General features: G+C 68.9%; 24 protein-coding genes. 13 read left to right on the plus strand and 11 right to left on the minus strand.

The window, feature by feature from the left end; all coding sequences use genetic code 11:
* Positions 1-35 precede the first annotated feature (35 nt).
* The 5 genes from AMK34_RS12275 (at position 36) to AMK34_RS12295 (ending at position 5371) form a co-directional block, all read left to right on the plus strand.
* On the plus strand, positions 36-704 hold the full coding sequence (locus AMK34_RS12275) for a biliverdin-producing heme oxygenase (protein ID WP_073845298.1): 669 nt from the start codon (positions 36-38) through the stop codon (positions 702-704).
* Between the two features lie 96 nt (positions 705-800).
* Entirely contained in the window at positions 801-2660 is a 1860-nt protein-coding gene (locus AMK34_RS12280) for a serine hydrolase domain-containing protein (protein WP_073845300.1), read from the plus strand.
* Positions 2661-2858: 198 nt separating this feature from the next.
* Complete coding sequence (locus AMK34_RS12285; protein ID WP_016337537.1) at positions 2859-3482, plus strand: superoxide dismutase; 624 nt, start codon at positions 2859-2861, stop codon at positions 3480-3482.
* An 89-nt stretch (positions 3483-3571) separates the two neighbouring features.
* A complete protein-coding gene (locus tag AMK34_RS12290; protein ID WP_073845302.1) occupies positions 3572-4321 on the plus strand; it encodes an arylamine N-acetyltransferase family protein in 750 nt (249 codons plus the stop codon).
* A gap of 210 nt (positions 4322-4531) precedes the next feature.
* Positions 4532-5371: an SDR family NAD(P)-dependent oxidoreductase gene (locus AMK34_RS12295; protein WP_073845304.1), complete on the plus strand. Its 840-nt coding sequence runs from the start codon at positions 4532-4534 to the stop codon at positions 5369-5371.
* A 158-nt stretch (positions 5372-5529) separates the two neighbouring features.
* Here the strand turns inward: AMK34_RS12295 and AMK34_RS12300 are convergent, their stop codons facing one another.
* The gene (locus AMK34_RS12300) at positions 5530-6048 is read right to left on the minus strand and encodes a hypothetical protein (RefSeq protein ID WP_073845306.1); all 519 of its coding nucleotides are present in this window, start codon (positions 6046-6048) and stop codon (positions 5530-5532) included.
* 182 nt (positions 6049-6230) lie between these two features.
* Between AMK34_RS12300 and AMK34_RS12305 the strand changes: the two genes are divergently transcribed.
* Complete coding sequence (locus AMK34_RS12305) at positions 6231-7244, plus strand: hypothetical protein (protein WP_073845308.1); 1014 nt, start codon at positions 6231-6233, stop codon at positions 7242-7244.
* Here AMK34_RS12305 and AMK34_RS12310 read toward each other — a convergent pair.
* From AMK34_RS12310 to AMK34_RS12325, 4 genes are all read right to left on the minus strand, one after another.
* Complete coding sequence (locus AMK34_RS12310; protein ID WP_073845310.1) at positions 7241-7657, minus strand: hypothetical protein; 417 nt, start codon at positions 7655-7657, stop codon at positions 7241-7243. The genes AMK34_RS12305 and AMK34_RS12310 overlap by 4 nt on opposite strands.
* The gene (locus AMK34_RS12315) at positions 7654-8913 is read right to left on the minus strand and encodes an MFS transporter (RefSeq protein ID WP_038507893.1); all 1260 of its coding nucleotides are present in this window, start codon (positions 8911-8913) and stop codon (positions 7654-7656) included. The genes AMK34_RS12310 and AMK34_RS12315 overlap by 4 nt, the downstream gene beginning before the upstream one ends.
* 107 nt (positions 8914-9020) lie before the next feature.
* Positions 9021-9452 carry a MarR family winged helix-turn-helix transcriptional regulator gene (locus AMK34_RS12320; protein WP_016337543.1) on the minus strand — a complete coding sequence of 144 codons (432 nt, stop codon included), beginning with the start codon at positions 9450-9452 and terminating at the stop codon, positions 9021-9023.
* Positions 9453-9519: 67 nt separating this feature from the next.
* Positions 9520-10977 (minus strand): NCS2 family permease, encoded by a 1458-nt coding sequence (locus tag AMK34_RS12325; protein ID WP_038507891.1) that lies wholly within the window; start codon positions 10975-10977, stop codon positions 9520-9522.
* Positions 10978-11057: 80 nt separating this feature from the next.
* Here AMK34_RS12325 and AMK34_RS12330 point away from each other — a divergent pair, with 80 nt between their 5' ends.
* The gene (locus AMK34_RS12330) at positions 11058-11285 is read left to right on the plus strand and encodes a DUF2530 domain-containing protein (RefSeq protein ID WP_037335676.1); all 228 of its coding nucleotides are present in this window, start codon (positions 11058-11060) and stop codon (positions 11283-11285) included.
* Positions 11286-11312: 27 nt separating this feature from the next.
* Here AMK34_RS12330 and AMK34_RS12335 read toward each other — a convergent pair whose 3' ends face one another.
* On the minus strand, positions 11313-14120 hold the full coding sequence (locus AMK34_RS12335; RefSeq protein ID WP_073845312.1) for a sacsin N-terminal ATP-binding-like domain-containing protein: 2808 nt from the start codon (positions 14118-14120) through the stop codon (positions 11313-11315).
* A complete protein-coding gene (locus AMK34_RS12340; protein ID WP_038507887.1) occupies positions 14110-15060 on the minus strand; it encodes a DUF3027 domain-containing protein in 951 nt (316 codons plus the stop codon). Before AMK34_RS12340 ends, AMK34_RS12335 begins: the two co-directional genes overlap by 11 nt.
* 49 nt (positions 15061-15109) lie before the next feature.
* Here AMK34_RS12340 and AMK34_RS12345 point away from each other — a divergent pair, with 49 nt between their 5' ends.
* The 3 genes from AMK34_RS12345 to AMK34_RS12355 are packed head-to-tail and all read left to right on the plus strand — an operon-like array spanning position 15110 to position 18362.
* Positions 15110-15874, plus strand: coding sequence for a glutaminyl-peptide cyclotransferase (locus AMK34_RS12345; protein WP_073845314.1), 765 nt, complete (start codon positions 15110-15112; stop codon positions 15872-15874).
* A 51-nt stretch (positions 15875-15925) separates the two neighbouring features.
* Entirely contained in the window at positions 15926-17869 is a 1944-nt protein-coding gene (locus AMK34_RS12350) for an MFS transporter (protein ID WP_073845316.1), read from the plus strand.
* 28 nt (positions 17870-17897) lie between these two features.
* Positions 17898-18362, plus strand: a complete 465-nt coding sequence (locus AMK34_RS12355) for a DUF2771 family protein (protein ID WP_083649846.1) — start codon at positions 17898-17900, stop codon at positions 18360-18362.
* Positions 18363-18584: 222 nt separating this feature from the next.
* Here the strand turns inward: AMK34_RS12355 and AMK34_RS12360 are convergent, their stop codons facing one another.
* Positions 18585-18971: a cold-shock protein gene (locus AMK34_RS12360; RefSeq protein ID WP_016337551.1), complete on the minus strand. Its 387-nt coding sequence runs from the start codon at positions 18969-18971 to the stop codon at positions 18585-18587.
* A 132-nt stretch (positions 18972-19103) separates the two neighbouring features.
* Here AMK34_RS12360 and AMK34_RS12365 point away from each other — a divergent pair, with 132 nt between their 5' ends.
* The gene (locus tag AMK34_RS12365) at positions 19104-19349 is read left to right on the plus strand and encodes a hypothetical protein (RefSeq protein WP_051972318.1); all 246 of its coding nucleotides are present in this window, start codon (positions 19104-19106) and stop codon (positions 19347-19349) included.
* Here the strand turns inward: AMK34_RS12365 and AMK34_RS12370 are convergent.
* Positions 19321-19938, minus strand: coding sequence for an HAD family hydrolase (locus tag AMK34_RS12370; protein ID WP_038507880.1), 618 nt, complete (start codon positions 19936-19938; stop codon positions 19321-19323). The two genes, AMK34_RS12365 and AMK34_RS12370, sit on opposite strands and share 29 nt — an antisense overlap.
* A gap of 94 nt (positions 19939-20032) precedes the next feature.
* On the opposite strand from AMK34_RS12370, the gene AMK34_RS12375 reads away from it, so the two are divergent.
* Together AMK34_RS12375 and AMK34_RS12380 are read left to right on the plus strand one after the other, a co-directional pair.
* Positions 20033-20644, plus strand: a complete 612-nt coding sequence (locus tag AMK34_RS12375) for a TetR/AcrR family transcriptional regulator (RefSeq protein ID WP_174491991.1) — start codon at positions 20033-20035, stop codon at positions 20642-20644.
* The gene (locus AMK34_RS12380) at positions 20641-21612 is read left to right on the plus strand and encodes a R2-like ligand-binding oxidase (RefSeq protein ID WP_016337555.1); all 972 of its coding nucleotides are present in this window, start codon (positions 20641-20643) and stop codon (positions 21610-21612) included. Before AMK34_RS12375 ends, AMK34_RS12380 begins: the two co-directional genes overlap by 4 nt.
* Before the next feature lie 86 nt (positions 21613-21698).
* Here AMK34_RS12380 and AMK34_RS12385 read toward each other — a convergent pair whose 3' ends face one another.
* Both AMK34_RS12385 and AMK34_RS12390 read right to left on the minus strand, forming a co-directional pair.
* Positions 21699-22844 carry a hypothetical protein gene (locus AMK34_RS12385; protein WP_073846264.1) on the minus strand — a complete coding sequence of 382 codons (1146 nt, stop codon included), beginning with the start codon at positions 22842-22844 and terminating at the stop codon, positions 21699-21701.
* A gap of 79 nt (positions 22845-22923) precedes the next feature.
* Positions 22924-24582 carry an AMP-binding protein gene (locus AMK34_RS12390; RefSeq protein ID WP_073845320.1) on the minus strand — a complete coding sequence of 553 codons (1659 nt, stop codon included), beginning with the start codon at positions 24580-24582 and terminating at the stop codon, positions 22924-22926.
* Between the last annotated feature and the right edge of the window lie 86 nt (positions 24583-24668).

Genomic DNA, 24668 nt, shown 5'->3' on the forward strand with positions numbered 1-24668 from the left:
ACAGCATGTCAGATCGATGCTTGGAGGCTCTGTCCATGCCGGTGACCACCGACGTCGAATCCGGGCCGTTCTCCGCGACCCTGCGCGCCTCCACCCTGCCCGCCCACGAGCGGGCCAACCACTCCGAGTACATGAACGCGCTGCTCGGCGGCGAGCTCACGCGCGACGGGTACACGCGGCTGGCGATCCAGTACTACTTCATCTACCAGGCGATCGAGCAGGCCGCCGACAAGCTGGCGAAAGACCCGGTGGCGGGCAAATTCGTCTTCGAGGAGCTGCGGCGGTTGCCCAGCCTCGAACGCGACCTCGAACACCTCGTCGGCCCGGACTGGCGCGAGACCGTCCGGCCGCTGCCCTCGACGGAGCGTTACGCGCGGCGTGTGGCCGAGGCGTCGGACTGGTCCGGCGGATTCGTCGCCCACCACTACACGCGCTACCTCGGCGACATCGCCGGCGGTCAGGTCATCCGGCGACTGCTGGAACGGAAGTACGAGCTCAACGAGGCGGGGTCGCTGTTCTACCACTTCGACCAGCTGGGCAGCGCTCCCAAGTTCCGGGACAACTACCGCGAACAGCTGAACGCGGCGCCGTGGAGCGAGGACGAACGCGCGCGGCTGATCGAAGAGGCCATCGTGGCCTTCGAGTGCAACATCGCGGTGTTCGACGAGCTGGCGAGCGAGCTGGACGAGTACCGGGCCGCCTGACGTCGTGCGTCCGGTCGCGGGGTAGGGCCGGCCCCACCCCGCGATCGGCGGTCCGCCGGATCCCCTCACCCCGGGGAAATCCCTAACTTTCCAGGTATGTTCCGAATCGCGGCCACCGCCGCCCTGTTGACCGTCGCGACGGTCCTGACCACTCCCGCCGCCCAAGCCGCGACACCCGCCGCCGTCTTTGACGAAATCCTCCCGCGAAGCCTTGCCGAGCACCACATTCCCGGTGCCGCCGTGGTGGTCGTCGAGGGCGGTAAGACCGTGTTCTCGAAGGGTTACGGCGTGTCCTCAGTGGACACTCAGGCCAAGGTCGACCCCGAGCGCACCGGGTTCCTGATCAACTCCGTCGGCAAGTCGATCGCCGCGACGGCCGCGATGCAGCTCGTCGAACAGGGCAAACTCGCACTGGACGCCGACGTCAACACGTACCTGAAGTCGTTCAAGATCCCCGAAACCTTCCCCGGCCGACCGGTCACCCTGTCGTCCCTGCTCACCCACACCGCGGGTTTCGAAGACCGCGTGTACCGGATGTTCACGCCACGGGAAGAGAAACTGCCGACGCTCGCGGAGCATCTCGCGGCCGAGATGCCCACCCGGGTCCGCCCGCCCGGCGAGGTCGCCCTCTACTCGAACTACGGCTACGCGCTGGCCGGGCATCTCGTGGAGCTCGCGTCAGGACAGTCCTATTCGGACTATGTGCGGCAACACATCTTCGAACCGTTGGGGATGAAGGACAGCAGTGTCGCGCAGCCCACGCCTGATGTCCCGCTGGCGACCGGCTACCGCTGGGACGGGTCCGCGCAGGTCGTGCCGCCCGCCAACTTCGGCCCCGAACCGCCCGCGGGCGACGGGAACGTCGCGACTCCCGCCGACATGGGCCGCTACCTGTCCGCGAACCTCGTCCCCGGCGTGTTCAGCCGTCCCCTGCTCGACCAGTTGCACGGCGCGCGGTTCCGCAACGATCCACGCCTGCCCGCGATGGGTTTCGGCTTCTCCGAACGGTATCTGAACGGTCTGCGCCTGGTGGAGAAGACCGGTGACTCACCGGGGTTCTTCAGCGTGCTGGAACTCGTGCCGGAGAAGAACACCGGCGTGTACCTGGCGTTCAACGGCGGTGCGTTCTCCGGCGACGCCGCCGCGGTGACCGCCGAGGTGCTGAAAGCGTTCGTCGACCGGCTACAGCCCGCCACGCCCGTCCCCGCTCCCGTGAGGCTCGCGGGTGATGTCTCGAGGTTCGAGGGCAGCTACAACAACACCCGGCTGGACTACGACAGCTTCACGAAGGTCCGCGCGCTCGCGGGCGGCGTCACGGTGACCGCGGACGGCGACGGCGTGCTGACGACTTCCGGCCTCGGAGAGGGGACCCGGCGCTGGACACAGACCGAGCCTGGGCTGTTCACCGACGCCGCCGGTGAGCGGATCGCGTTCCGCGAGTCCGGCGGGGAGGTCCTGCTCTTCGCGGGCGACGACCCGAACTCCTCCTACGAACGGGTGTCGTGGCTCGGCTCGCCGTCCACGCACCTGCTGATCCTCGGTGTCGCGCTGCTGCTCCTGCTGGGCGCACTGGTGTGGTGGCCGATCCGCGCGTTCGTCCGGCGCGGCCGGGAGCGGAACCCGTCGGGCGCCCGGTTCGCGACCGTCGCCGCCTGGTCCGCGGCGCTGGCCGTCCTGCTGTTCACGACCGGTTTCGCCCTGCTCATGAGCGATCTGAGCGCCGCCGCCGTGGCGCTGACGTCCGGGCACTCGCCGTTGCTGAGCGTCACCTTGCTCCTGCCGAACGCCGTCCTGCTCCTGACCGGCGCGGCCGTCGTCTGCGCGGTGCTCGCCTGGGTCCGAGGCTGGTGGACCACGCCCGCCAGGATCACCTACACGGTGGTTTCCGTTGCCCTGCTCGCCTTCCTCGGCGTCATCGCCTCTTATCACCTGGTGGGACTGCCCTACCTGGCTTGATGACCGCCGTCACATCGCCTTGACCTCCAGCTAACTGGAGCTAGCAGGGTGGGTTTCAGGCGGTGGTCCCACCGGGTACAGCCGCTACGAACGGGTCGTTCCACCTGGGGAGAAACGCGGCGCCCCCGGTCGCCGCAAACGGGTGAAGACGACTAAGTTCGTCCTTGGAAACTTGTGTCGAAGACAGAAGGAGGGCCGATGGCCCGCTACGTGCTCCCCGATCTCGACTATGACTACAGCGCTCTGGCGCCGCACATCTCGGGCGAGATCAACGAGCTGCACCACAGCAAGCACCACGCGACCTACGTCAAGGGCGCGAACGACACGCTCGACAAGATCGCCGAGGCCCGCGAGGCCGGCAACTTCGGTGACATCGTCGGCCTGCAGACCACGCTGGCGTTCCACCTCGCCGGGCATGCCAACCACGTCGTGTGGTGGAAGATCCTCTCCCCGGAAGGCGGCGACAAGCCGACCGGCGAGCTGGCCTCCGCGATCGACGAGGCGTTCGGCTCCTTCGACAAGTTCAAGGCGCAGTTCACCGCGGTCGCCACCACGATCCAGGGCAACGGCTGGGCCGCGCTCTCCTGGGACCCGATCGGCAAGACGCTGATCACCCAGCAGCTGCGCGACCACCACAACAACCTGGTCCTCCCGACCACGCCGATCCTGCTGGTCGACGTCTGGGAGCACGCGTTCTACCTGGACTACAAGAACGTGAAGCCGGACTACGTCAAGGCGCTCTGGAACATCTTCAACTGGGCCGAGATCTCCAAGCGGTTCGACAACGCCGTCGCCGGTGGCAACGGCCTGCTGCTCGGCTGACCTCTCGCCACGAAACGGGGCTCTCCTACCGGGAGGGCCCCGTTCTTCGTTCTTGACCTCCAGCCGAGTCGAGGTGTCAAGGTGGTCGCATGGACGTCGCCGCATACCTCGACCGACTCGGGCTCGACCGCCCCGCCGCCGCGGACGTAGCCGCGTTGCGGACGCTGCAAGAGCGCCATCTCGCGGTGGTGCCGTTCGAGAATCTGAGCATCCACCTCGGCGAACCGATCGTCCTGGACGCCGAGGCGCTGTTCGACAAGATCGTGCGGCGGCGCCGTGGTGGCTTCTGTTACGAGCTGAACGGGCTCTTCGCCGCCTTGCTGGGAGAACTGGGCTTCGACGTCACCCTGCAGGCCGCGAAGGTCTTCCGGCCGGACGGGACCCTCGGGCGGCCGTTCGACCACGCCGTCGTCCGTGTCGAGCTGGAAGAGCCGTGGCTGGCGGACGTCGGCTTCGGCCGGTTCAGCCGGTTCCCGCTGCGGCTGTCCGCCACCGAGGCGCAGGCCGACCCGGACGGCGAGTTCCTGGTGCTCGACGCGCCTCACGGCGACATCGACGTCCTCCAGGACGGCAAGCCCCAGTACCGGATCGAGCGGCGGCCGCGGGCGCTGGACGAGTTCGTCCCGACGGCGTTCTGGCAGGCGACCTCGCCGGATTCGCATTTCACGCAGGGGCCGACCTGCTCGCTGCCGACCAAGCACGGCCGCGTCACGCTGGCGGGTGACAAGCTGATCGTCACCACCCACGGCGTCCGCACGGAGACCAGGCTTTCGGGTGACGAGGAGATCCTGGAGGCGTATCGGAAGGAGTTCGGGATCGAACTCGACCGGGTGCCTTGACCCGAGCGACGCGGTCATCGACCATGAATCCTCCGGAATGAACGAAGCCCCGCCTCCGGGGGTGACCCGGTTGCGGGGCTTCGTCCGTTCCCGAACTGACTGCCGCTCCCACCACGAAGCGGACGTGTATGAGGTTAGCCTAACCTCATCTTCCCCGGCAAGGGGTTCCGCCGAGAGACGCCGATCTCACCCTTATGAGTGACTTGTCCCATGACTCTTCTCAGCGGCAAGGCCGTGGTGATCACCGGCTCCGGGCAGGGCCTGGGCAGGGCTTTCGCGCACCATGCGGCCGCACAGGGCGCGGCGGTCGTGGTGAACGACGTCGAAGCGGGGATCGCGGACGAGGTCGCGCGGGAGATCCGCGCACTGGGCGGGCGGGCTGTGTCCCATGAGGGTTCGGTCGCCGACGCCGAGCAGGCCGCCGGGCTGATCGACCGGTGCGTCGCCGAATTCGGACGGCTCGACGGCCTGGTCAACAACGCCGGCGTCAACTACCGGGCCGAGCCGTGGGCGGCCGACCCGGCGCGGATGCGTGAAGTGGTCGAGGTCAACGTGCTCGGCCCGCTGTTCTGCGGGACCGCGGCGGCGAAGGTACTGCGTGCCCAGGGCGGCGGCGTGATCGTGAACGTCGGCTCCGGCTCGATGATCGGCCAACGGCGCGCGGCCGCGTACTCGGCGTCGAAGGGCGCTGTCGCCTCCATGACCGCCTCGTGGGCGGTGGACCTGGCCGAATACGGCATCCGGGTCAACGCCGTCGCGCCGGTGGCCTGGACGCGGATGGCCTGGAACGATCCGAGCGTCGTCCAGACCCCTGAGCACACCCCGGAACGGGTGGCGCCGCTGGTGACATACCTGCTCAGCGACCTCTCGGCGGGGATCACCGGCCAGATCCTCCGGTTCCGCGGCGACATCCTGTGCGTGCTGCGGCAAACCGCGATCAAGGACCCCGTGCTGGACCGGGACGGCTGGACCGTCGAAGACATCGCGTCGGCGTTGGACGGCGAGCTGCGGGAGGCGCTGGAACCGCCTCCGTCAGCGAGATGGTCGTGAGTGGCCGCGCCTGGTCGAAAGTCCGTGAAGGCGTGGCGTGCGCGGAGGCGTGACTCGCGTGATCAGGGACGTGACTCGCGTGATTGGAGGCCGCACTCGAGGTGTTCCGGCGCTGATCACGCGAGTTCCGGCTTCAATCACGTGAGTTGCGGCTTCGATCACGTGAGTGCGGTGCCACGGCGCCGGTGGTAATGCCACGTCACCGCCGCGAGCAGCGGTCCCCAAAGCACCAACGGGGCGTAGAGGACGACGACCAGCCAGTACGCCCAAGGCTCGCCCGCCATTTCACCGATGAAGGTCGTGTACACGAAGAAGCCTCCGTAGACCGTCGTGGCCACTGCGCCGAGCGAGGAGACAACCACCACCTTGCGGGCGGAAACGGGCTTGCCGCCGACGAAGGGAAGCCATCTCGGCCAGGTCTCGCCCCACGGCTGGATGAGACCGAGCGCCAGGAAGGCGACCGCTTCAGAGAACACGGCGAGGAACACGAGATAGAGCGAGCCCCAGCCGGGAGTGTTCAAGCTGTCCAATTCGGACTGAGCCAGCCCGAACGGGATCCCGACCGCGAGCCCCAGCCGCCAAAGGCCGGACGGGACGTTCACCAGTGCGACGGTGTGCGCCGACCACTTCGCCCATCCGGGCACTCCTGGAACGCTGCGAAACGCTGTGCTGTCCATGTCTTGAAGCCTCGTCGGACGCGCTTCGCGGCGGTTCCCTCCGGTGGTGCTTCGGGCTCCCCCACGAGAGGGGAACGCACCTGACTCGTGAGTGGTAAGGACGGTTCTAACCGTCCTTACCACGCACGAGCCTTTGGGCGTTTCGCCGGACACCGGGCGCCCGACGGACTAGCTTCACCCCCGTGGCCACCCCGAACGACTACCGCGCCATCGCGCGCAAGACCGACCGTCCGATGTGGATCTGGGCGGGCTGCGCGCTGGCCAGTGTGCTGCTGCTGTTCGGCGTCGGCATCGTCGTCGCGATCACCGTGCTGAACCAGGACGGCGAGCCCGAAGCCGAGCTCCCCGCGACCTGGCCGTCCAGGTCCGGACAGGCGCTCCGCCCGGTCACGATGCCGACGGGCGAGATGGTGGCCGCACTGACGGACGAAACCGCGGCGCAGGTGCTGTGCCAGGCGATCCCGGAGCAGCGCTGGGAGGAGATCCTCGGCGGCCGCACGCTTCGCGAGGCCGGCCAGTCCTGCCACGCGGTCACCGCGCAGCTCGACGTCAGCGCGCAGATGGCGCCGGCGCTGCCGGACGATACGAGCCGCGGTCTGCCCACGCGGACCACGGTCGCGGGCAAGCTCGCGGTCATCGCCACGAACGAGGACGGCACCAGCCTGAGCGTCGAGCTCGTCGAAGTCGCGCCGCACAATGGCGCCTCGCCCATGCTGCACGTCTCGATCCGCAGCAGGACCGTGAAGAGCCCGGAAACCGAGAAGAAGGCGAGGTCGCTCGCCGAAGCGCTGATCGCGGGTGCGATGCCGCCGGGGCCGAAGTTGCCGAAAATCGGCGAGAACGGCGAGATCCCGCTGGAGAAGCCGGAACCCGGTCCGATCAAGGACAAGCCGCTGCCGGTGATCTCGTGGCTGCTGTGCGGAGAACTCGGCCGCGCGCTCGGCGTCCCGGCCGACACGGCGAAGCCGACGTTCTTCGCCGGATGCGAGCTGAACGGCGTGACCGCGGACTACAGCGAGCTGTCCACCGCCGTCGCCCCGACCACGACGGTCGCCGGGCTGCCTGCCCAAGTCGACGGACGAGGCGTCGTCGTGCAGCTCACCGGCGATCCGGCCGGGCAGACGCTCAAGTTCAAGGGCACCGGCGACCTCGTGGCCCTCGCCGAGAAGATGGTGCCGCCGCTGCTCGGCCGCTAGGCGCGGTAGTTCGACAAGAGGTCGCCGAGCAGCGTCTCGTACGCCTTCCGCTCGAAGCGGGCGCCGGTGAACCGGTACTCCTCCGGGTCGTCGAACGGCTCGTAGTCGGTTTGCCAGCCGAAGCCCCGCCACTCGACCACATCGTCGCCGAAGACGACTTCGACGCTGTAGGCGCCACAGCCGAGATCGCCACACATCGGACACATCAGCAGCGCGACCCGGCCGTCGTCGAAATCGCCCGGCAGGCGCCCCAGAAGACGGCGAAGCGTCTCGACCGCGGACTCGCGCCACCTGTCGTCGTCCAGGAACAACGGCGTCCGCTGCTCAGCGGGAACCATCGAGCGCAGCGCGACGCCATCGATCGTCCAGTCGAGGAACCCGGTCCCCGACGGTTCGACGCCGAGCCGCTTCACACCCGTTCCCGCTTCAGCACGCGCAGACCGTTCCCGAACCGCCGCACCGGCAGGCTCACCCCGCCACGCCGGATCAGCACGACGGCGCACACCACCGCGGCGACCGCCGAGATCGCGCCGCCGATGTAGAACGGCGAGCGGCCGCCGAAGGCGTCGGCCATCCAGCCGGTCATCGGGCCGCCGATGGGGTTGCCGCCGATCAGCACCAGCACGTACAGGCCCATCACCCGGCCGCGCATCTCCGGGCTGACCGCGGTCTGCACGAGCGCGTTCGCCGTGTTCAGGAAGGTGATCGTGGCGAAGCCGAGCGGGATGAGCGCGAGGCCGAAGGTCAGGTACGTCGGCATGAACGCGGTGATCACCTCGAACGCGCCGAGCAGGAACGCCGAGATCAGCAGCAGCCGCACGCGCGGACCGCCGCGGGTGTTGCGACGGGCCGACATCAGCGCGCCGGTGAAAGTGCCGACGGCGACCAGCGTCGACAGCAGGCCATAACCGTCGGCGTTGGTGTGGAAGACGTTCGCGGCGACGATCGGCAGCGACGTGAAGTACGTGATGCCGAACGTGCTCACGAAGAACACCAGCACCATCACGGTCATCAGGTCACTGCGCCGTCGGACGTACCGCAGCCCCTCGACGAGCTGCCCCTTCTCGCGCGGGATGGCCGGGCCGCGGAAGAGCTTGTCCGGGTTCATCAGCACCAGCGCGGCGATGACGGCGCCCGTGCTCACCGCGTTCGCCATGAACAGCCAGCCGGTGCCGACCCAGGTGATCGCGAAACCCGCGATGGCCGGGCCGACGATCCGGGCCATGTTGAAGATCGACGAGTTGAGCGCGACGGCGTTGGTGACCTTGTCCCTGCCCACCATCTCGGCGACGAACGACTGCCGCGCGGGCACTTCCAGCGAGGCCGTCACGCCGAGGGTGAAGCAGAGGAGGTACACGTGCCAGAGCGCCGCGATCCCGCTCAGGTCGAGGGCGCCAAGGACCACCGCCTGCGTCAGCACGGCGATCTGGATACCGATCAGCAGCCGCCGTTTGTCGACGCGGTCGGCCAGCACGCCCGCCCACAGCGAGAGGAACAGCGTCGGCGCGAACTGCAGCGCGACCGCGATGCCGAGCGCGATCGGGTCGTTGCCGCTGAGGGTGAACACCAGCCAGTCCTGCGCGATGCGCTGCATCCAGGTGCCGATGTTCGAGATGACCTGGCCGGTGAAGAAAAGCCGGTAGTTGCGGACCTTCAGCGAGGAGAACATGCTCCCGCGCGGCTTCTCGCGCGCGGGTGGTGGCGGTGGAGCGGGTTCCCGGGTAACGGTGGTCTTGGAAGGACACTGTGTTTCGTTACCCGTGGTCGTCACCGCTGTTAGTTCCCCGCCATCCTGTCGATGATCTCGGAGGCGCGAGAGAGCACTTCACGTTCTTCGGCGCTCAACTCCGCCAATTGCTTGTCCAGCCAGATCTCCCGCGCGGTGATCTGCTCGATCACGTAGGCCCGGCCGCGATCGGACAGTTCGACGATGGCCTGGCGGCCGTCCGTCGGATGCGGCCTGCGCTCGACGTAACCCATCTCCTCGAGCGCGGCGATCACCCTCGTCATCGAAGGTGGCTGGACGCCTTCCTTCGCGGCGAGCTGGCCAGGGGTCAGCGCACCGCATTTGTGCAACGTCGACAACGCGGACACCTGGGTCAGCGAGATGCCGTCACCGGCACGCTGGGCCCGTAGCCGTCGATTGAGCCGCACCACCGCGAGACGCAGGCGGCTCGCCAGTGAGCGCTCGTGCGTGTCTCCGGACATATAGTTAGCATACCTCACGATCGGATCATCGGCCCGTGAGATCGCCCACGGATGACATAACCGCTGGTCAGTTGAACGCGGCCTGGATCGGCCCGACCGCGAAATAGGCCACGAACATCGCCGCGATACCCCACATCAGCGGGTGCACGCCCTTGGCCTTGCCGGTGACCGCGCGGATGACGACGTAGCTGACGAAGCCGGCGCCGATGCCGTTGGCGATCGAGTAGGTGAACGGCATGACCACGATGGTCAGGAACGCGGGCAGCGCGACGGTGAAGTCGGAGAAGTCGATCTCCTTGACCTGGCTCATCATCAGCGCGCCGACGACGACCAGCGCCGGAGCGGCGGCTTCGACCGGGACGACCTGGTAGAGCGGGGTCAGGAACATGGCCGCGATGAACAGCACGCCGGTGACGACGTTCGCGAGCCCGGTCCTGGCGCCCTCGGCGATACCGGACGCGGATTCGACGAAGACGGTGTTCGAACTCGACGACGCGAAGCCGCCCGCCACCGCGGCGGTGCCGTCGACGAACAGGGCCTTGCCGACGTTCGGGAGCTTGCCGTCCGCCGGGAGCAGCCCGCCTTCCTTCGCCAGGCCGGTCATCGAGCCCATGGTGTCGAAGAAGTCCGCCAGCACCAGGGTGAACACCAGCAGCACGACGGTGATGATCGGCAGCCGCGTCCAGGCGCCGAAGGAGATGTCGCCGACCAGCGAGAGGTCCGGCATGCCCAGGACCTGATCCGGCAGCGCCGGGTAGCCGAGGTTCCAGCCCAGCGGGTTCACGCCCTTGGAGGGGCCGACCTTGGTGATCGCCTCGACGACGATCGCCAGCACGGTCGACGCGAGGACACCGATCAGGATCGCGCCCTTGACCCGCTTCGCCACCAGGATGCCGGTGACCAGCAGGCCGACGACGAACACCAGCGTCGGCCACGAGGCGATCGAGCCGTTGATGCCCAGCCCGACCGGCACGGTCGTCTTCGCGTCGTCCGGGACGCGGCGGACGAAACCGGCGTCCACCAGGCCGATCAGGCAGATGAACAGGCCGATGCCGACCGCGATCGCGGATTTCAGCGGCGGTGGCACGGCGTTGAACACCGCCGTGCGGATGCCGGCGAACACGAGCAGGACAATGACCAGGCCCTCGATCACCACCAGGCCCATCGCCTCCGGCCAGGTCATCTGCGAGGCGAAGGTGACCGCGATCAGGCTGTTGATGCCGAGGCCGGTGGCGATGGCGAACGGATAGTTCGCGACCAGGCCCATGATGATCGTCAGCACGCCGGCGACCAACGCGGTCACCGCGGCGACCTGCGGCACGGGGAGGATGTTGCCGAGGACGTCCTTGTGCGCACCCGCGTCTTCGGCGGAGAAACTGCCGAGGATCAGGGGATTCAGCACGACGATGTAGGCCATCGTGAAGAAGGTGACGATCCCGCCGCGGATCTCCCGCCCCGGTGTCGAGCCGCGCTCGCTGATCTTGAAGAACCGGTCCAGTGTGGACCGGGTGCGCTGCTCCGCCATCGCGTACCACCCTTCGCCCGTTGCCGGGTACCCTTCCCCACGTGGGCGAATCGATCAATTCCGGGGAAGTAAACGGTTCATTGCGGCCAACGCCGGAGCTGCCGAAGCGGCTGACCGACCTGACGCCGGTCGTGATCGTAGGTACCTCGCTCTGGGCGGTCGCGACCGTGGTCCTGTTCTTTGTGACCGACGGCATCTGGGTGCAGACGGCGTTCTCCGGCGTCGTGCTCGGCTTCATCGGTCTCGCGATCATCGCCTGGCAGCGCGCCGCCGCCCGCCGGGGCTCGAAGAGCGCCCAGCGCCTCTAACCCCCGCATTCAGAGGACGAAACGCGGTCAGTTCAGGAGGGCCGAGGGCGAGGGGTCGTCGAGCAGGGCCGTCAGGACGTGACGGTCGGCCCAGCGGTCCGTGGCCCAGGCGAAGGCCCGGCCGAGGCCTTCCGGGGTGTCGGCGGCGTGCAGCCTGCCGTCGGACCACCAGGCGACCTCGTGCTCGGCGTCCTCGAAGGTCACCGTCAGCGCCTCGTGCAGCAGCACGCCACCCTCGGGCAGTTCGACGCCCAGCTGATCGGCGGCCAGCCGGAGCGCGGACAGCTCCGTCCACGGCACGTACTCGCCGTCTTCGGTGACCTTGGCGTCGAGTCCGCTCGCCACGGGCAGGTCCAGCAGTTCCGCCAGCGCGGCGGCGCCGCTCGCCGAGACGACCATCCGCTCCGGCGCCAGTACGGCCGCGAACCACGGCACGTCGAGCACCACGGCGTCGCGAGCGTCGACGGCCGAGCCGTCCGCGGCACGGACGCGGTCCGGCGTGGGAACGTCCACTGTGTACTCGGCGAGGGCCGCGTGCGCGCGGGAAGCGAGCCCGGGGCTCACCTTGCGCTCGGGATCCCCGAGCCGATCCAGGAGATCCTCGACGTCTTCGGCGTCCGCCCCCAGCTCCGTCCGGACACCGGCGGCGAGCAGGATCTCCTTGCTCAGTCCCGAATCCGGGACGACGTCGTAGAGCCCGGCCAGCGCGGACGCTTCCGGCATCCGCCAGTCGAGCGGGGCGTGCCCGTCCAGCAACGCGTACCGCGCGAGCCACCAGCCGGTGTGCCCGCCGGGTTCGGTGAGGGCCCGCCAGGTTTCGGGACGCGCCGCGAGCAGGCGCAGCGCCTCCGGCCAGGCGTCGTCACCGACGAGGTCGAGATCGCGCACGGCGAGCACCCGCGACGGCGGCCGTTCCCGGGAATCCCACCACTCGTGCTCTTCGGGCAGCCCGTGTTCGGGTTCGAGGGGTTCGTCGTCGGTGATGATCGCGAACGAATCGAGCACGCCGACCGCGACGAGCGTCGCCACCGGCCAGTCTTCGGCGAATTCCTCGTCCAGCACGGACAAAGCGCCGTCTTCTTCGAACACCTCGGGGTCGAAGATGTCGCCCAGCGGCGACGTCGGCAGGACGAGCTCGTCCGCGCGACGCCAGCCGTCCTCGCTCGGCAGGGCCAGCGCACCCGCCCAATCGGGGGCTTCGTCGCCGACTTCGGCGATCAGGCGGAGCACCGCGCCCGCGAGCGCCATACCGTCCAAACCGGACCGGACGTCTTCGACACTGCGTTCGACGGCCGCGCTCAGCGCGTCGGCCTCCAGCAGGTCACTCGCCTCGGCGTGCTTGGCACCCAAGCGTTCCAGCAACGGATGCGCGGCGGCCGGATGCACCAGCCTCAGCCCGATGATGTCCACATCGGACAGCAGTTCGAGCAGTTCCGCCGAGCCACCGACGAGCAGCGCGTCGCGGACGCCGGGCAAGGTCCGGCCGTCGGACATCGGCACCGGCAACGCGCCGAGATCGTCCTTGGTGAGGTCGTGTGCTTCGAGCGCCGGGAGCAGCACGTCGTAGAGCGAACGCCACCACGAGGGCTCGCGCTGGGCCCCGGTCAGCAGCTCGATGGCTTCGGCGGGCGACAGCGTCCGCGCGCCGACCGCGCGAAGGTCCACACCGGACAGTGAAATCAAGCCGGGCACGAGATCGGCCAGCAGCGGCGCCAATCCCGGCACGTCCACCGAAAGGACACGCGCCTGACGCCCCGGCAGATCGTCACCCTCCTGCGCGGGAAGCCAAGGCGAGTCGCTGAGATTCTCGAGGATGGCCTCGCGCAGCGTTCCGTCCACAGTGGAACGCGGGAAGCCTGCGCCGGGCACGAGCGCCAGACGTTCCTTGCCCGGCAAGGAACAGACGAGCTCGACGTACTCCCGCGCGGCGTTCTTCAACGCGGCGGTCAGCTCCGGCCCCGGCAACGCGCGGCGCCGGGACGGCTCGATCGGGAGCGTCGCGATCAGCCTGGCCGGCAGGGAAAGCTCGTCGTCGGTCGGGGTCGGCGCGTGCAGCACGTCGTCACCGAGCGGCCGGGGTGAACCTGATCCATCGAGCGGGACGGCCCAGACGACCTCGCCGCGATGCACCTGCCAGTGCTCGGATCCGCCCGGCGACGCGAGCTCGACGACACCGTCACCGAGATCGGAGCGGCGCCAGACACCGCCTTCGACCTCGACGCTTTCCAGCCAGGGCAAGGTGAGCAGAAGATCGCCGATGTCGTTCTTCAGATCCGCCAGCAGGGCCCGGACATCGACGCCTTCGCGTAGCGGAAGCCGGACCTCGGTGGTGAAACCCTCGGGCACGGGCGGCTCGTCGTCGGCGACCGGCCACGGCAGCCGCAGCACGGGAACGTCTCCGGTGCGCTCGGCTTCGGCACGCGTGCGTTCCGCGGAGAACGCGACGCCTCCGGTCACCGAAACGATCCTCGGCTCGGCGGAAACCGTGAGCACGGCGGCGAATCCGACGCCGAACCGGCCGACGGTCTCCTCCCCCTTGCCGGAAGCACGAAGGGAGGCAAGGGATTCGACCCCGCGGGCGTCCAAGGGCGCGCCCGTGTTGGCGAACCTCAGCTCACCGTCCACAACGGACACCCGAAGCGTGCCGCGATCACCGGCGGCCAGGGCGGCGTCGGCGGCGTTCTGCGCCAGCTCGACGAACAGCCGGTCGCGGTAGCCACCGACCCGCAGGTCGTTCTCGGTGTTCGTGTCCTCGGTGAACCGCGTCGGCGAATCGGCCCACGCCCGCAGGACGGCGGCGCGGAGCCGCTCGGTGCCGAACGGGTCAGTGCTCACTGGCGCTTTCGGCCTCGACCTGCGCCTCGTCGGCCGTTTCCGCGGTCTCGGCGGTCACCGCCTCGGGTTCGACCTCCGGCTGGACCTCGGCGGTCTCGGGCGCCTCGGCCACCGGGGCCTCGGACTCGTCGACGACCGTGGCTTCGGCGGGCTCGGGTTCGGGAGCCTCGACGGGCGTCTCCGGAGCAGGCTCGAAGTCCATCAGCGAGTCGTCGTAGACCAGTTCCGCCACCGGCACCGACGAGGTCACCTCGACCTCGATCTCGGAGTGCGCGCCGCAGCCGTACTCGACGTCGACGACGTGGCCGTCCGCCGGGGAGATGTCGTTGGTGCACGCGCCGAAGGCCGCGCTGAGCGAACCGGCGAGCGACACGAAGAACCCACAGCTGCCGCAGACGTCCGGCGCGCTGCGAGCCATGTCCGACCGCGGGCCGAACTCGCCGCTGTGCCAGCGGGCGGCGGCGTCGAGCCTGCCGTGCCGGGACAGCACGTGGACCCGGCCGAGCCCGGTCTCCTTGGCGACCGCCTCGACCGCGGGGTCGTCGGACTCCAGGTACGCGGGGACGAGCCGCGGGTCGTCTTTCTCCACCGGGAAGATGTCGCCGACGCCGAGGTCGCCCGCCTGCACGCGGCGCTCCCACGGCACCCACGCCGGGGCGACACGCGCGTCCGGACCCGGGATCAGCACGACCTCGCTGACCGTGATCGGCTCGTCCTCACCGGCGAGCGCGACCGTCACCGACCAGCGCCAGCCGCGATACCCCGTCACGGTCGCCTCGAACAGGTGGCTCGCGGAGACCGCGTCCTCGGAGTCCACGCCGACGTGCGCGCCGACCTGTTCGGCACCGGCGTCCTCCAGCACCGCCGCGCGGGCCAGATCGACCGCCTCGGCGAGTTTGCGCTGGATGGAGCCGTCGTCCAGGGTCAACAGCAGGGTCATACCCCCATTCTGCCGCACGCGATATCGCGGTCCGTGTCAGGCTGTCCGCGTGCGCACGCTGATGACCACCTCGCTCCTGCTGGCCGCCGTCCTCGGTGGCTGCGCCGCCGCGCCGGTGAGCGACGCCGCGCCGCCCGCGCCCGAGAAGCTGAAGGTGCGGGTGCTCTCGACGTTGCCCCACGACCCGGGCGCCTTCACCCAGGGCCTCGAGTTCTCCGGCGAGACGCTGTACGAGGGGACCGGTCTGGTCGGGAAGTCGTCGATGCGGGCCGGGCCCGCGGGTGCGGCGCCGGCGGTCCGGCAGGAACTGCCCGGCCTGTTCGGCGAGGGCATCACCGTGCTCGGGGCGACGGCCTGGCAGATCACCTGGAAGGACGGCGTCGCGATCGAACGGGACGCCAAGACGCTGGCCGAGCTGAGGCGGGTGACGTACACCGGCGAGGGCTGGGGACTCTGTCATCGCGACGGGCGGCTGGTGATGAGCGACGGCTCGTCGAAGCTGACCTTCCGCGACCCTGTGTCCTTCGCGCCGACGGGCGCTGTCGATGTCGGCCGTGACCAGCTGAACGAGCTGGAATGCGTCGGCGACTCCGTGTACGCGAACGTCTGGCAGACCGACCGGATCCTGCGGATCGACGCGGCGACCGGGCGCGTCACCGGCGAGATCGACGCCTCCGGGTTGCTCGACCAGGCCGAGCGTGGTTCCGCGGACGTCCTCAATGGCATCGCGGCGGTGCCCGGGACCGACGAATTCCTGATCACGGGCAAGCTCTGGCCCAAGATGTTCCGCGTGAAATTCGTCCCGGTCCCCTAGAAAGCAGTGGTGAACGCGCGAAGCGAGTCCCGCGTAAGGCAGGATTGAACCGTGGGAATCTTCGGCTCGAACTCTGGACCCGACGGCACGCGTTCCGGCCGGTCGGGCAAGGAGCGTGGCCGCAAGAGCAAGCGGAAGTGGACGCCGGAGCCCGGCGCCGCCCAGGCACGCGGCTGGTCCGCACCGCCGCCGACCAGGGTCGATCAGCAGCCGGTGCCCCCGCCCGCGCCGCGTGCGGCCCGCCCGCAGCCGCCGCACCAGCCCCAGTACCAGCCGCATCCGGCCGGGCCCACCGCCGACGAAGCGCGCACCAGCGCGATCCCGATGGGACACCACCAGCCACCGCCGCCGCCTCCGCCGCCGAGGACGCCTCCTCGTGGCGCGCGGCCGTATCCGGATCCCTCGCAGCGTCAGACCGAACCCGTCCGGCGTCGTCAGGGCGGGTTCTACGACGAGCATCCGCCGGGCAGCGGCGAGTACGAGCACTACGACACCGGCGGATACGCGGGCGAGCCGCGTGAGGTGCCGGAGCCTCCGCACGAGCATCCGACGACCGCGGTCCCGCCGCGCGCGGGTGCCCTGCCGAAGATGCCGAAGAAGATCACGGTCACCCGGGTCGCGGCGATGCGCAGCCGTCAGCTCACCGGGCAGGCCGTCGGCGCGTTCCAGCGCGCGACGAAGGCGGACGGCGCCGACAAGTCGGGCCTCACTTCGCTGACGTACGCGGTGATGCTCAACTACGCCAGCGACGCCGCGATGGCGATCGCGCTGGCGAACACCTTGTTCTTCGCCGCCACCAGCGGGGAGAGCAAGGGCAAGGTCGCGCTCTACCTGCTCATCACCATCGCGCCGTTCGCGCTGGTCGCGCCGGTGATCGGTCCGGCGCTGGACAAGATCCAGCGCGGCCGACGGCTGGCGATGTGCGTGTCCTCGGCGGGGCAGGCGCTGATGGCGATCGTGATGGCGCTGCACTTCGACGACTGGCTCCTGTACCCGGCGGCGCTGGGCATGATGGTGCTGTCGAAGTCGTTCACCGTGCTCAAGGCCGCGGTGACCCCACGGGTGCTGCCGCCCGAGATCACGCTGTCCAAGACCAACGCGCGGCTGACCGTGTTCGGCCTGGTCGCCGCCGGCGCGTTCGGCGCGCTCGCGAGCGGGGTCAACGCGATCTGGGGCTCGCAGGGCGCGCTGTGGTTCACCATGCTGATCTGCGTCGCGGCCGCGGTGCAGTCGATGCGCATCCCGTCCTGGGTCGAGAAGACCGAGGGCGAGGTGCCGGCGTCGCTGTCCGCGCATCCCGAGCGGCGGGTCAAGAAGCAGCGGCAGCCGATGGGGCGGCAGATCGTCGTCTCGTTGTGGGGCAACGGCACCGTCCGCGTGCTGACCGGATTCCTGATGATGTTCTCCGCGTTCGCGGTGAAGGCGCAGGCCGAAGGCAGCGGGCAGAGCCCGTTCGACCAGCTGCTGCTGCTCGGCATCATCGGCGCCGCGGCGGGCGTGGGCGGTTTTCTCGGCAACGCGCTGGGTTCACGGCTGCATTTCGGCAAACCGGATCAGGTGATCCTGGCCTGCGTCGGAGCCTGTCTCGGCATCGCGATCATCGCCACCGTGGCGGCCGGACTGGCGACGGCGGCGATCGTGGCGCTCGTCGGCGCGACCGCGAGCGCGCTGGCGAAGATCAGCCTCGACGCCGTCATCCAGGAGGACCTGCCGGAAGAGTCGCGCGCGTCGGCGTTCGGGCGGTCGGAGACCGTGCTGCAGATGTCCTGGTGCTTCGGCGGCGCCGTCGGCCTGCTGCTGCCGCCGACGTACTGGATCGGCTTCCTGGTGCTGTCGATCCTGCTGGCCGTCGGGTTCACGCAGACGTTCATGGTCCGGCGCGGGACCTCACTGGTCCCGGGTCTCGGCGGCGACCGGCCGCTGCGCCCGGAGCCGACCAGCGAAACGCCGGTCCCCTCGCAGCCCGGTGACTCCCGGTGGCGGCCGGGCTCGTAATCTTCACCGTATGCGGCGACTTCGTATTTTGGCCCTGCTCGCGGCGGGTGGTTTCGTGGTGGCCGGTTGCGCGGCCCCCGGCCCCGAAGAGGTGACCTTCTTCGCCGACGGCAAGACGGTGAACGTCGGCCCGCTGGCGTCGTGCGACATCAAGAGCGCCCAGTGCACCACCAGGCCCGACGCTGCGGGCAAACTGCGGATCCGGCCGGGGAAGCCGGTGCAGATCTCGGTGCCGAGCGCGATCGCGGAAACGCCGTGGAAGGTCACGGTGCAGTACGTGAACGGCCAGGGCGAGCCGCAGGAACTCAAGCAGGACATCATCACGTCGCTGGACCGGTTCGCCTACACCGTGACGACGCCGCGGCCCGACGACCAGATCCTCGTCGTCGAGGTCGCGCAGGCTTCGGTGCTCAGCCGGACCGGACGGCCGGAGGACGCCGAGGCGGTCACGACGGCCATCTGGTCGCTGCAGGTCGAGCCGCCGGCCGCCTGAGGGAGCAAGGGACCTTTGCTACCACCGCGCGGCCGTCCCTGAGCTGCGGCGATCTTCGAGTCCGTGAAGGCCTCCTTGAGGGACTCTGGGTCCCTCAAGGAGGCCTTCACGGACCAGGTGAGGTTCCCAAGGCATCGATGTACGCGAGTGCCATGAAAGGTCCTTTCCTTGCAAATTTTGCAAGGAAAGGACCTTTCATGGCACGTGGGCAGGGAGCGCCGATCAGGGATCGAGGTCCCGCGCGACCGCGCGCATGATCTCGGCGATCTGCTTGGTGTTCTTGCGGTCCGGGTAGCGGTTGCGCCGCAGATCCGGCTGCACCTTGAGTTCGAGCAGCTTGATCATGTCCTCGATGAGCCCGTGCAGCTCCTCGGCGGGGCGGCGGCGCGCCTCGGCGACCGAAGGCGGCGGATCCAGCAGCCGGACGGAGAGCGCTTGCGGGCCGCGGCGGCCGTCGGCGACACCGAACTCGAGGCGCTGCCCGGCCTTGAGCCCTTCGACGCCCTGCGGCAGCGCGGCTTTGCGGATGTAGACGTCGGCGCCCCCATCCTGGGTGACGAAACCGAAACCCTTCTCCGCGTCGTACCACTTGACCTTGCCGGTCGGCACTTCCCTCACCAATCCTTTGCTGTCCCGCTCACAACGAACGCGCCCGGGGGCGTACCCAGGGCGCGCGTCCCATAAGCGTATCTCGCCACAGGCCCTGTGGAGAAGCGGATACCGGCGGATACCCTCTCCTTCATGGAGACCGCAGTAAAGGAGGCCGCTGTGGCCGTCCCCGAAAAGCCCGGCAAACCGATCCTCATGCGCGTCGGCATCGGCCTGTTCGCGCTGGGCATGATCGCCGTCACAGCGGTTTTCGTCATGTTCGCCGCCGGACTCGAGAACCTGCCGGTGTGGCTTTCCGCCGCGGCGGGCGTGATCACTCCGCTGGGGCTCGCCCTCGGCCTGATCGCCCTTATCCGCGAGGCTCGCCGAAAGAGCTGAGCCAGCCGGGGAACTCGGTCAGCGAGTCGAACACCACGTCGGCTCCTTCCGCGAGCAGCTCTTCCTTGGTGCACGGGCCGGTCGTGACCCCGATCGGGACCGCGCCCGCCGCCAGCGCGCCGCGGATGTCGCCGACGTGATCTCCGACGTAGACGCTGGCGCCGTGCTCGGTGAGCGCGGCGGCCTTCTCCGTCGACCACAGTTCCCCGACCAGGACGTCGACCTCCAGCCCGAGCGCGTCCAGGTGGAGTTTCGCGTTGGGCGCGTATTTGCCGGTGACGACGACGGTGCGCCCGCCCGCCTCGCGGACCGCGTGCAGGGCTTCGGCCGCGCCGGGCATCGCGACCGTCACCGGCACGACCGTCTCCGGATACATCGCGCGGAACCGCGCCACCAGCTCCGGGATGCGCTCCTCCGGCGCGCCGAAACCCCGCAGGCTGGCGTCGAGGGGCGGGCCGAGGTTGGCCGCGAAGTATTCGCCGTCCAGCGGCAGGCCGGATTCCACGCCGAGCGCGTTCATCACCGCGACCATGCCCGGCCGCGGATCGATCAGTGTCATGTCGAGGTCGAACCCCACGGTGATGCCCACACGATCACGGTAGCCGCCGCCACCGACCGATTTACACCGGATGGACACCCGTCAACTTCTTTGACATACGCGTGATCTGTGTCAAGCTGGAAGTGTGGGCGAGATCACGAGCTTCTCCGATCGGACCAAGGCCTCCCTGCGGGAGGCACTGCTCGACGCGGCCACCGAGCTGCTCACCGAACACGGCTACACGGCCCTGCGGATGGCGGACGTCGCCGCCCGCGCCGGCGTGAGCAGGCAGACCGTCTACAACGAGTTCGGGAACAAGGGCACGCTCGCCGAGGCCGTGGTCCTCCGGACGACTTCGGAGTTCCTGGAAGGCATCCGCGTGCGCGTCCAAGACGCACTGGACCTGCGCGACGGGATCCGCGAGGCGGTCGTGTACACGATCGAGCACGCCCGCGAGAACCGGCTCGTCGCCACCACGCTGGGCACCGAAGCGGGCGAGGACCTTCTTCCCCTGCTCACCACCAAGGGCGAACCGATCCTGACCGCGGCCACCGAGGTCGCGGCCGGGCAATACCGCGAGTTCGAGCCGTCGCTCTCCCCGGAATCCGCCACGCTGCTGGCGGAGACCGTCGTGCGGCTTTCCCTGTCCCATCTCGTCATGCCGACGCATTCGGCCGACGAGGCGGCGGCGGCGGTCGTCGCCGTGCTGGCACCCGCGATACGGGCGCTGACCACCGATTCGAAGGGGACCTCATGACCGACACGCTCTCCGAACTGCGGACCGGTTTTTCCTCACTGCGCAAAGGCGGGCTGAACTGGGACTCGTTCCCGCTGCGGCTGTTCGTCAAGGGGAACAAGAAGTTCTGGAACCCTGCCGACATCGACTTCTCCCGTGAACGCGAAGGCTGGGAAAGCCTCAACCCGGAACAGCAGCGGTCGACGACCTATCTGGTGGCACAGTTCATCGCGGGCGAAGAGGCGGTCACCGAAGACATCCAGCCGTTCATGCGGGCGATGTCCGCGACCGGCCGCTTCGGCGACGAGATGTACCTGACGCAGTTCTGTTTCGAGGAGGCCAAGCACACCGAGGTGTTCCGCCGCTGGATGGACTCCGTCGGGCTGACCGAGGACCTGCATCCGTACGTCGCGGAGAATCCCCACTACCGCAAGCTTTTCTACGAAGAGCTGCCGCAGTCCTTGCGCGCGCTGGAAGACGATCCCAGTCCGCTCAACCAGATCCGCGCGAGCGTCACCTACAACCACGTCATCGAGGGCAGTCTCGCGCTGACCGGGTACTACTCGTGGCAGCTGATCTGCACCCAGCACGACATCCTGCCGGGTATGCAGGAACTGGTCCGCCGCATCGGCGACGACGAACGCCGCCACATGGCGTGGGGCACCTTCACCTGCCGCCGTCACGTGGCCGCCGACGATTCGCTCTGGGACGCGGTGCAGCAACGGATGGGCGAACTGCTCCCCCACGCGCTGGGCATGATCCAGTGGGTGCAGGACCAGTTCGAGGAGATCCCGTTCGACAACGATCCCGAGGAGATCATCCAGTACGCGGCGGACCGGGCGCAGCGGCGTCTCGGCGCGATCGAGTCCGCGCGCGGGATGCCGGTGGAGCAGATCGATCTCGACTACTCGCCGGAGAACCTCGAAGAGACCTTCGGCGAAGAAGACGCGAAGGCGATCGCCGCGGCTGCGGCCAACTCCGCGGCCTGAGGAGTGCTGAAGGACGCTTTCCCCGCATCGCACGCGGCGAAGGACGCTTTCACTGCATCACATGCGGTGAAAGCGTCCTTCAGCCCCTACCCGGCGGGCCAGTACACGGCGTGCGTGCGGCCGTTTTCGTTGTCGGACAAGCCGACGACCGTTCCGTTCGCCGCGATGTGGGTGGCGACGCTGTAGGAGCCGCCCGGCAGCGCGCCGAGGACCGTCCGAGTGCCGTTCGCCGTCCACTTCGTCGCGATGTTGTTCTCCAGGCCCACGACCGTGCCGAGCCGGTCGATGTCGTAAGCCAGCCCACGCGCGGTCGAAAGTGTCGTACGGGTTCCCGCGCGGTTCCACTTGACCGGGCTTTCCGTGCCGAACACCAGATAGCCGCCACCGGCCGCGGCACCGGCGTTGTTCACCGCGTTCGCCCAGCCCGGATCCCGTTCCGGCCAGTCGAGCCAGGTCATCCGCCCGTCACGCTCCCACCGCACCGGTTTCGGGTTGCCGCTCGCGTCGTCGGCGCTTCCCACGATCACCCCGAAATCGTTCATGTCCTGCGGGGTGGCGCGCGGATTGCCCGGGGAAAGATCGGTGATCACACCGGCGAGATTCCAGCGCACGACGTGGTTGTTCCCCGCGGCGTCGGACGCCGTTCCGGCGACGGTCCTGCCGTCCGGGGTGACCCATTCCGCGTTCGCGTAGGCGCCGCCCGGCAAGCCGCCGAGGTCCACCACCTTGCCGTCCGGGTTCCACCGGACGGCGTGCATCGTCCCGTCCGCCGCACGCCCGGCGCCGACGATCACGCCGCCGTCGGTGATCGCGTTCGCGGTCGCGTAATCCCCGCCGGGCAAGTAAGGCAACGCGGTCACCGTGCCGTCGGGTGCCCATTTGACCGCGGCCTGGTTCCAGTTCGCGTCCTTGTGGGCCCAGCCGACCGCGACCCCACCGCGGTTGACGTCCGTCGCCTTGCTCTGCTCGCCGCCGAGGCCGGGCAACGCGGAAATCCGGCCCAGCACGTCCCATTTCGCCGCGTGGTACTTGATCTGGGTTTCCAGCGGTGTCGACGAACCGACCATGACGCCGTCGTCGTTGACCGCGTTGACCTCGCTGTACTGATCCCCCGGCAGCGTGCCCAGATCGATCGGCGCGGTGGCGGCGACCGCCACGCCTGGCAGCATCAGCGGCAGCACCGCGAGCGAGCCTGCCAGAGCGAGAACTCTTCTGCTTCGCTTGAGTGTCATGACTTTCTCCCCTTCGCGGCGGTTCGGGTCCGCCACGAAGGGAACACGCGACAACGGTGTGACAGGTTGCCTCGAAGTGTCAGGCGTGCTTGGTCGACGCCGCCTTCTCCAGCCCGAGGATGCTGATCGACTCCGCCCGCATCTCGACCTTGCGCACCTTGCCGGTCACCGTCATCGGGAACTCCTCGACGACATGGACGTAGCGCGGGATCTTGTAGCGCGCCAGCTTGCCCTCGCAGAACTCCCGCACCGCTTCGGCCGTCAGCGGCTCCGCGCCCTCGCGCATGCGGACCCAGGCCATGAGTTCCTCGCCGTACTTCTCGTCCGGGACGCCGATCACCTGAGCGTCGAGGATGTCGGGATGCGTGTAGAGGAACTCCTCGATCTCGCGCGGGTACAGGTTTTCGCCGCCGCGGATGACCATGTCCTTGATGCGGCCGGTGATGTTGACGTACCCGTCGGCGTCCATGATCGCGAGGTCGCCGGTGTGCATCCACCGCGCCGCGTCGATCGCCTCGGCCGTCTTGTCGGCCTGTTCCCAGTAGCCCAGCATCACCGAGTAGCCGCGAGTGCAGAGTTCGCCCGGTTCGCCACGCGGCACGGTCAGCCCGGTCTCCGGATCGACGACCTTGACCTCCAGATGCGGCCCGACCCGGCCGACCGTCGACACCCGGCGCTCCACCGAATCGTCCGCGCGGGTCTGCGTCGAAACCGGCGACGTCTCGGTCATGCCATAGCAGATCGACACCTCCGCCATGCCCATCCGATCGATGACCTGCTTCATCACCTCGACCGGGCACGGCGAGCCCGCCATGATCCCGGTCCGCAGCGAGGACAGGTCGTGAGAAGCGAAGTCCGGGTCGGCCAGTTCGGCGATGAACATCGTCGGAACCCCGTACAGGGACGTGCATTTCTCGGCCGCGACGGCTTCGAGCGTGGCCTTCGGCTCGAACGCGGGCGCCGGGATGACCATGCAGGCGCCGTGACTCGTCGCCGCGAGATTGCCCATCACCATGCCGAAGCAGTGGTAGAAGGGCACGGGGATGCAGATCTTGTCGGCTTCGGTGTAGTTGCAGAGTTCACCGACGAAGTAGCCGTTGTTGAGGATGTTGTGGTGGCTGAGCGTGGCGCCCTTGGGGAATCCGGTGGTGCCGGAGGTGTACTGGATGTTGATCGGGTTGTCCGCGGAGAGTTCGGCCTGCCGCTTCACCAGCGGCGCGCGATCGGCCTTGCGGCCGATCTCCAGCATCGACGGCCACGCGGGGCTGTCGAGCAGCACGACGTGCTCCAGCGCCGGACACTTCGGGCCCGCTTCGGCGATCATGCCCGCGTAATCCGAGGTCTTGAACGAGTTCGCGGCCACGATGAGCTTGATCCCGGCCTGGTTCAGCACGTATTCGAGTTCGTGCGAGCGGTACGCCGGGTTGATGTTGACCAGGATCGCGCCGATCTTCGCGGTCGCGTACTGGACGCAGGTCCACTCCCAGCGGTTCGGCGACCAGATGCCGACGCGGTCGCCCTTGGCGATCCCGAGGTCGAGCAGGCCCAGCGCGAGCGCGTCCACTTCGGCCGCGAGTTCGGTGTACGTCCAGCGTTTCCCGGCCGCGCGGTCGACGAGCGCGTCCCGGTCGCCGAAGGCGGCGACGGTGCGATCGAAGTTGTCGCCGATGGTGTCCCCCAGCAGCGGGGTGTCCGAGATTCCCGATGCGTAGCTCGGTACTGCGGGGGCGTCGGGCATGGAGACTCCTGCGTTCGGCGGCATCGACGCGTCGAGTCTAGGAACGTGGCGTGACGGCGGCCACCTGCAAGTGGAGACCACCTCAG

This window comes from Amycolatopsis sp. CB00013 (assembly GCF_001905755.1).
In the GTDB taxonomy this organism is placed as follows: Bacteria; Actinomycetota; Actinomycetes; order Mycobacteriales; family Pseudonocardiaceae; genus Amycolatopsis; species Amycolatopsis japonica.

Bases quoted from the DNA above. Each gene is read 5' to 3' on its own strand.
- AMK34_RS12275 (WP_073845298.1), top strand. From the start codon at position 36: ATGCCGGTGACCACCGACGTCGAATCCGGGCCGTTCTCCGCGACCCTG.
- AMK34_RS12280 (WP_073845300.1), top strand. From the start codon at position 801: ATGTTCCGAATCGCGGCCACCGCCGCCCTGTTGACCGTCGCGACGGTC.
- AMK34_RS12285 (WP_016337537.1), top strand. From the start codon at position 2,859: ATGGCCCGCTACGTGCTCCCCGATCTCGACTATGACTACAGCGCTCTG.
- AMK34_RS12290 (WP_073845302.1), top strand. From the start codon at position 3,572: ATGGACGTCGCCGCATACCTCGACCGACTCGGGCTCGACCGCCCCGCC.
- AMK34_RS12295 (WP_073845304.1), top strand. From the start codon at position 4,532: ATGACTCTTCTCAGCGGCAAGGCCGTGGTGATCACCGGCTCCGGGCAG.
- AMK34_RS12300 (WP_073845306.1), bottom strand. From the start codon at position 6,048: ATGGACAGCACAGCGTTTCGCAGCGTTCCAGGAGTGCCCGGATGGGCG.
- AMK34_RS12315 (WP_038507893.1), bottom strand. From the start codon at position 8,913: ATGTTCTCCTCGCTGAAGGTCCGCAACTACCGGCTTTTCTTCACCGGC.
- AMK34_RS12320 (WP_016337543.1), bottom strand. From the start codon at position 9,452: ATGTCCGGAGACACGCACGAGCGCTCACTGGCGAGCCGCCTGCGTCTC.
- AMK34_RS12325 (WP_038507891.1), bottom strand. From the start codon at position 10,977: ATGGCGGAGCAGCGCACCCGGTCCACACTGGACCGGTTCTTCAAGATC.
- AMK34_RS12340 (WP_038507887.1), bottom strand. From the start codon at position 15,060: ATGACCCTGCTGTTGACCCTGGACGACGGCTCCATCCAGCGCAAACTC.
- AMK34_RS12365 (WP_051972318.1), top strand. From the start codon at position 19,104: ATGGAGACCGCAGTAAAGGAGGCCGCTGTGGCCGTCCCCGAAAAGCCC.
- AMK34_RS12380 (WP_016337555.1), top strand. From the start codon at position 20,641: ATGACCGACACGCTCTCCGAACTGCGGACCGGTTTTTCCTCACTGCGC.
- AMK34_RS12385 (WP_073846264.1), bottom strand. From the start codon at position 22,844: ATGACACTCAAGCGAAGCAGAAGAGTTCTCGCTCTGGCAGGCTCGCTC.
- AMK34_RS12390 (WP_073845320.1), bottom strand. From the start codon at position 24,582: ATGCCCGACGCCCCCGCAGTACCGAGCTACGCATCGGGAATCTCGGAC.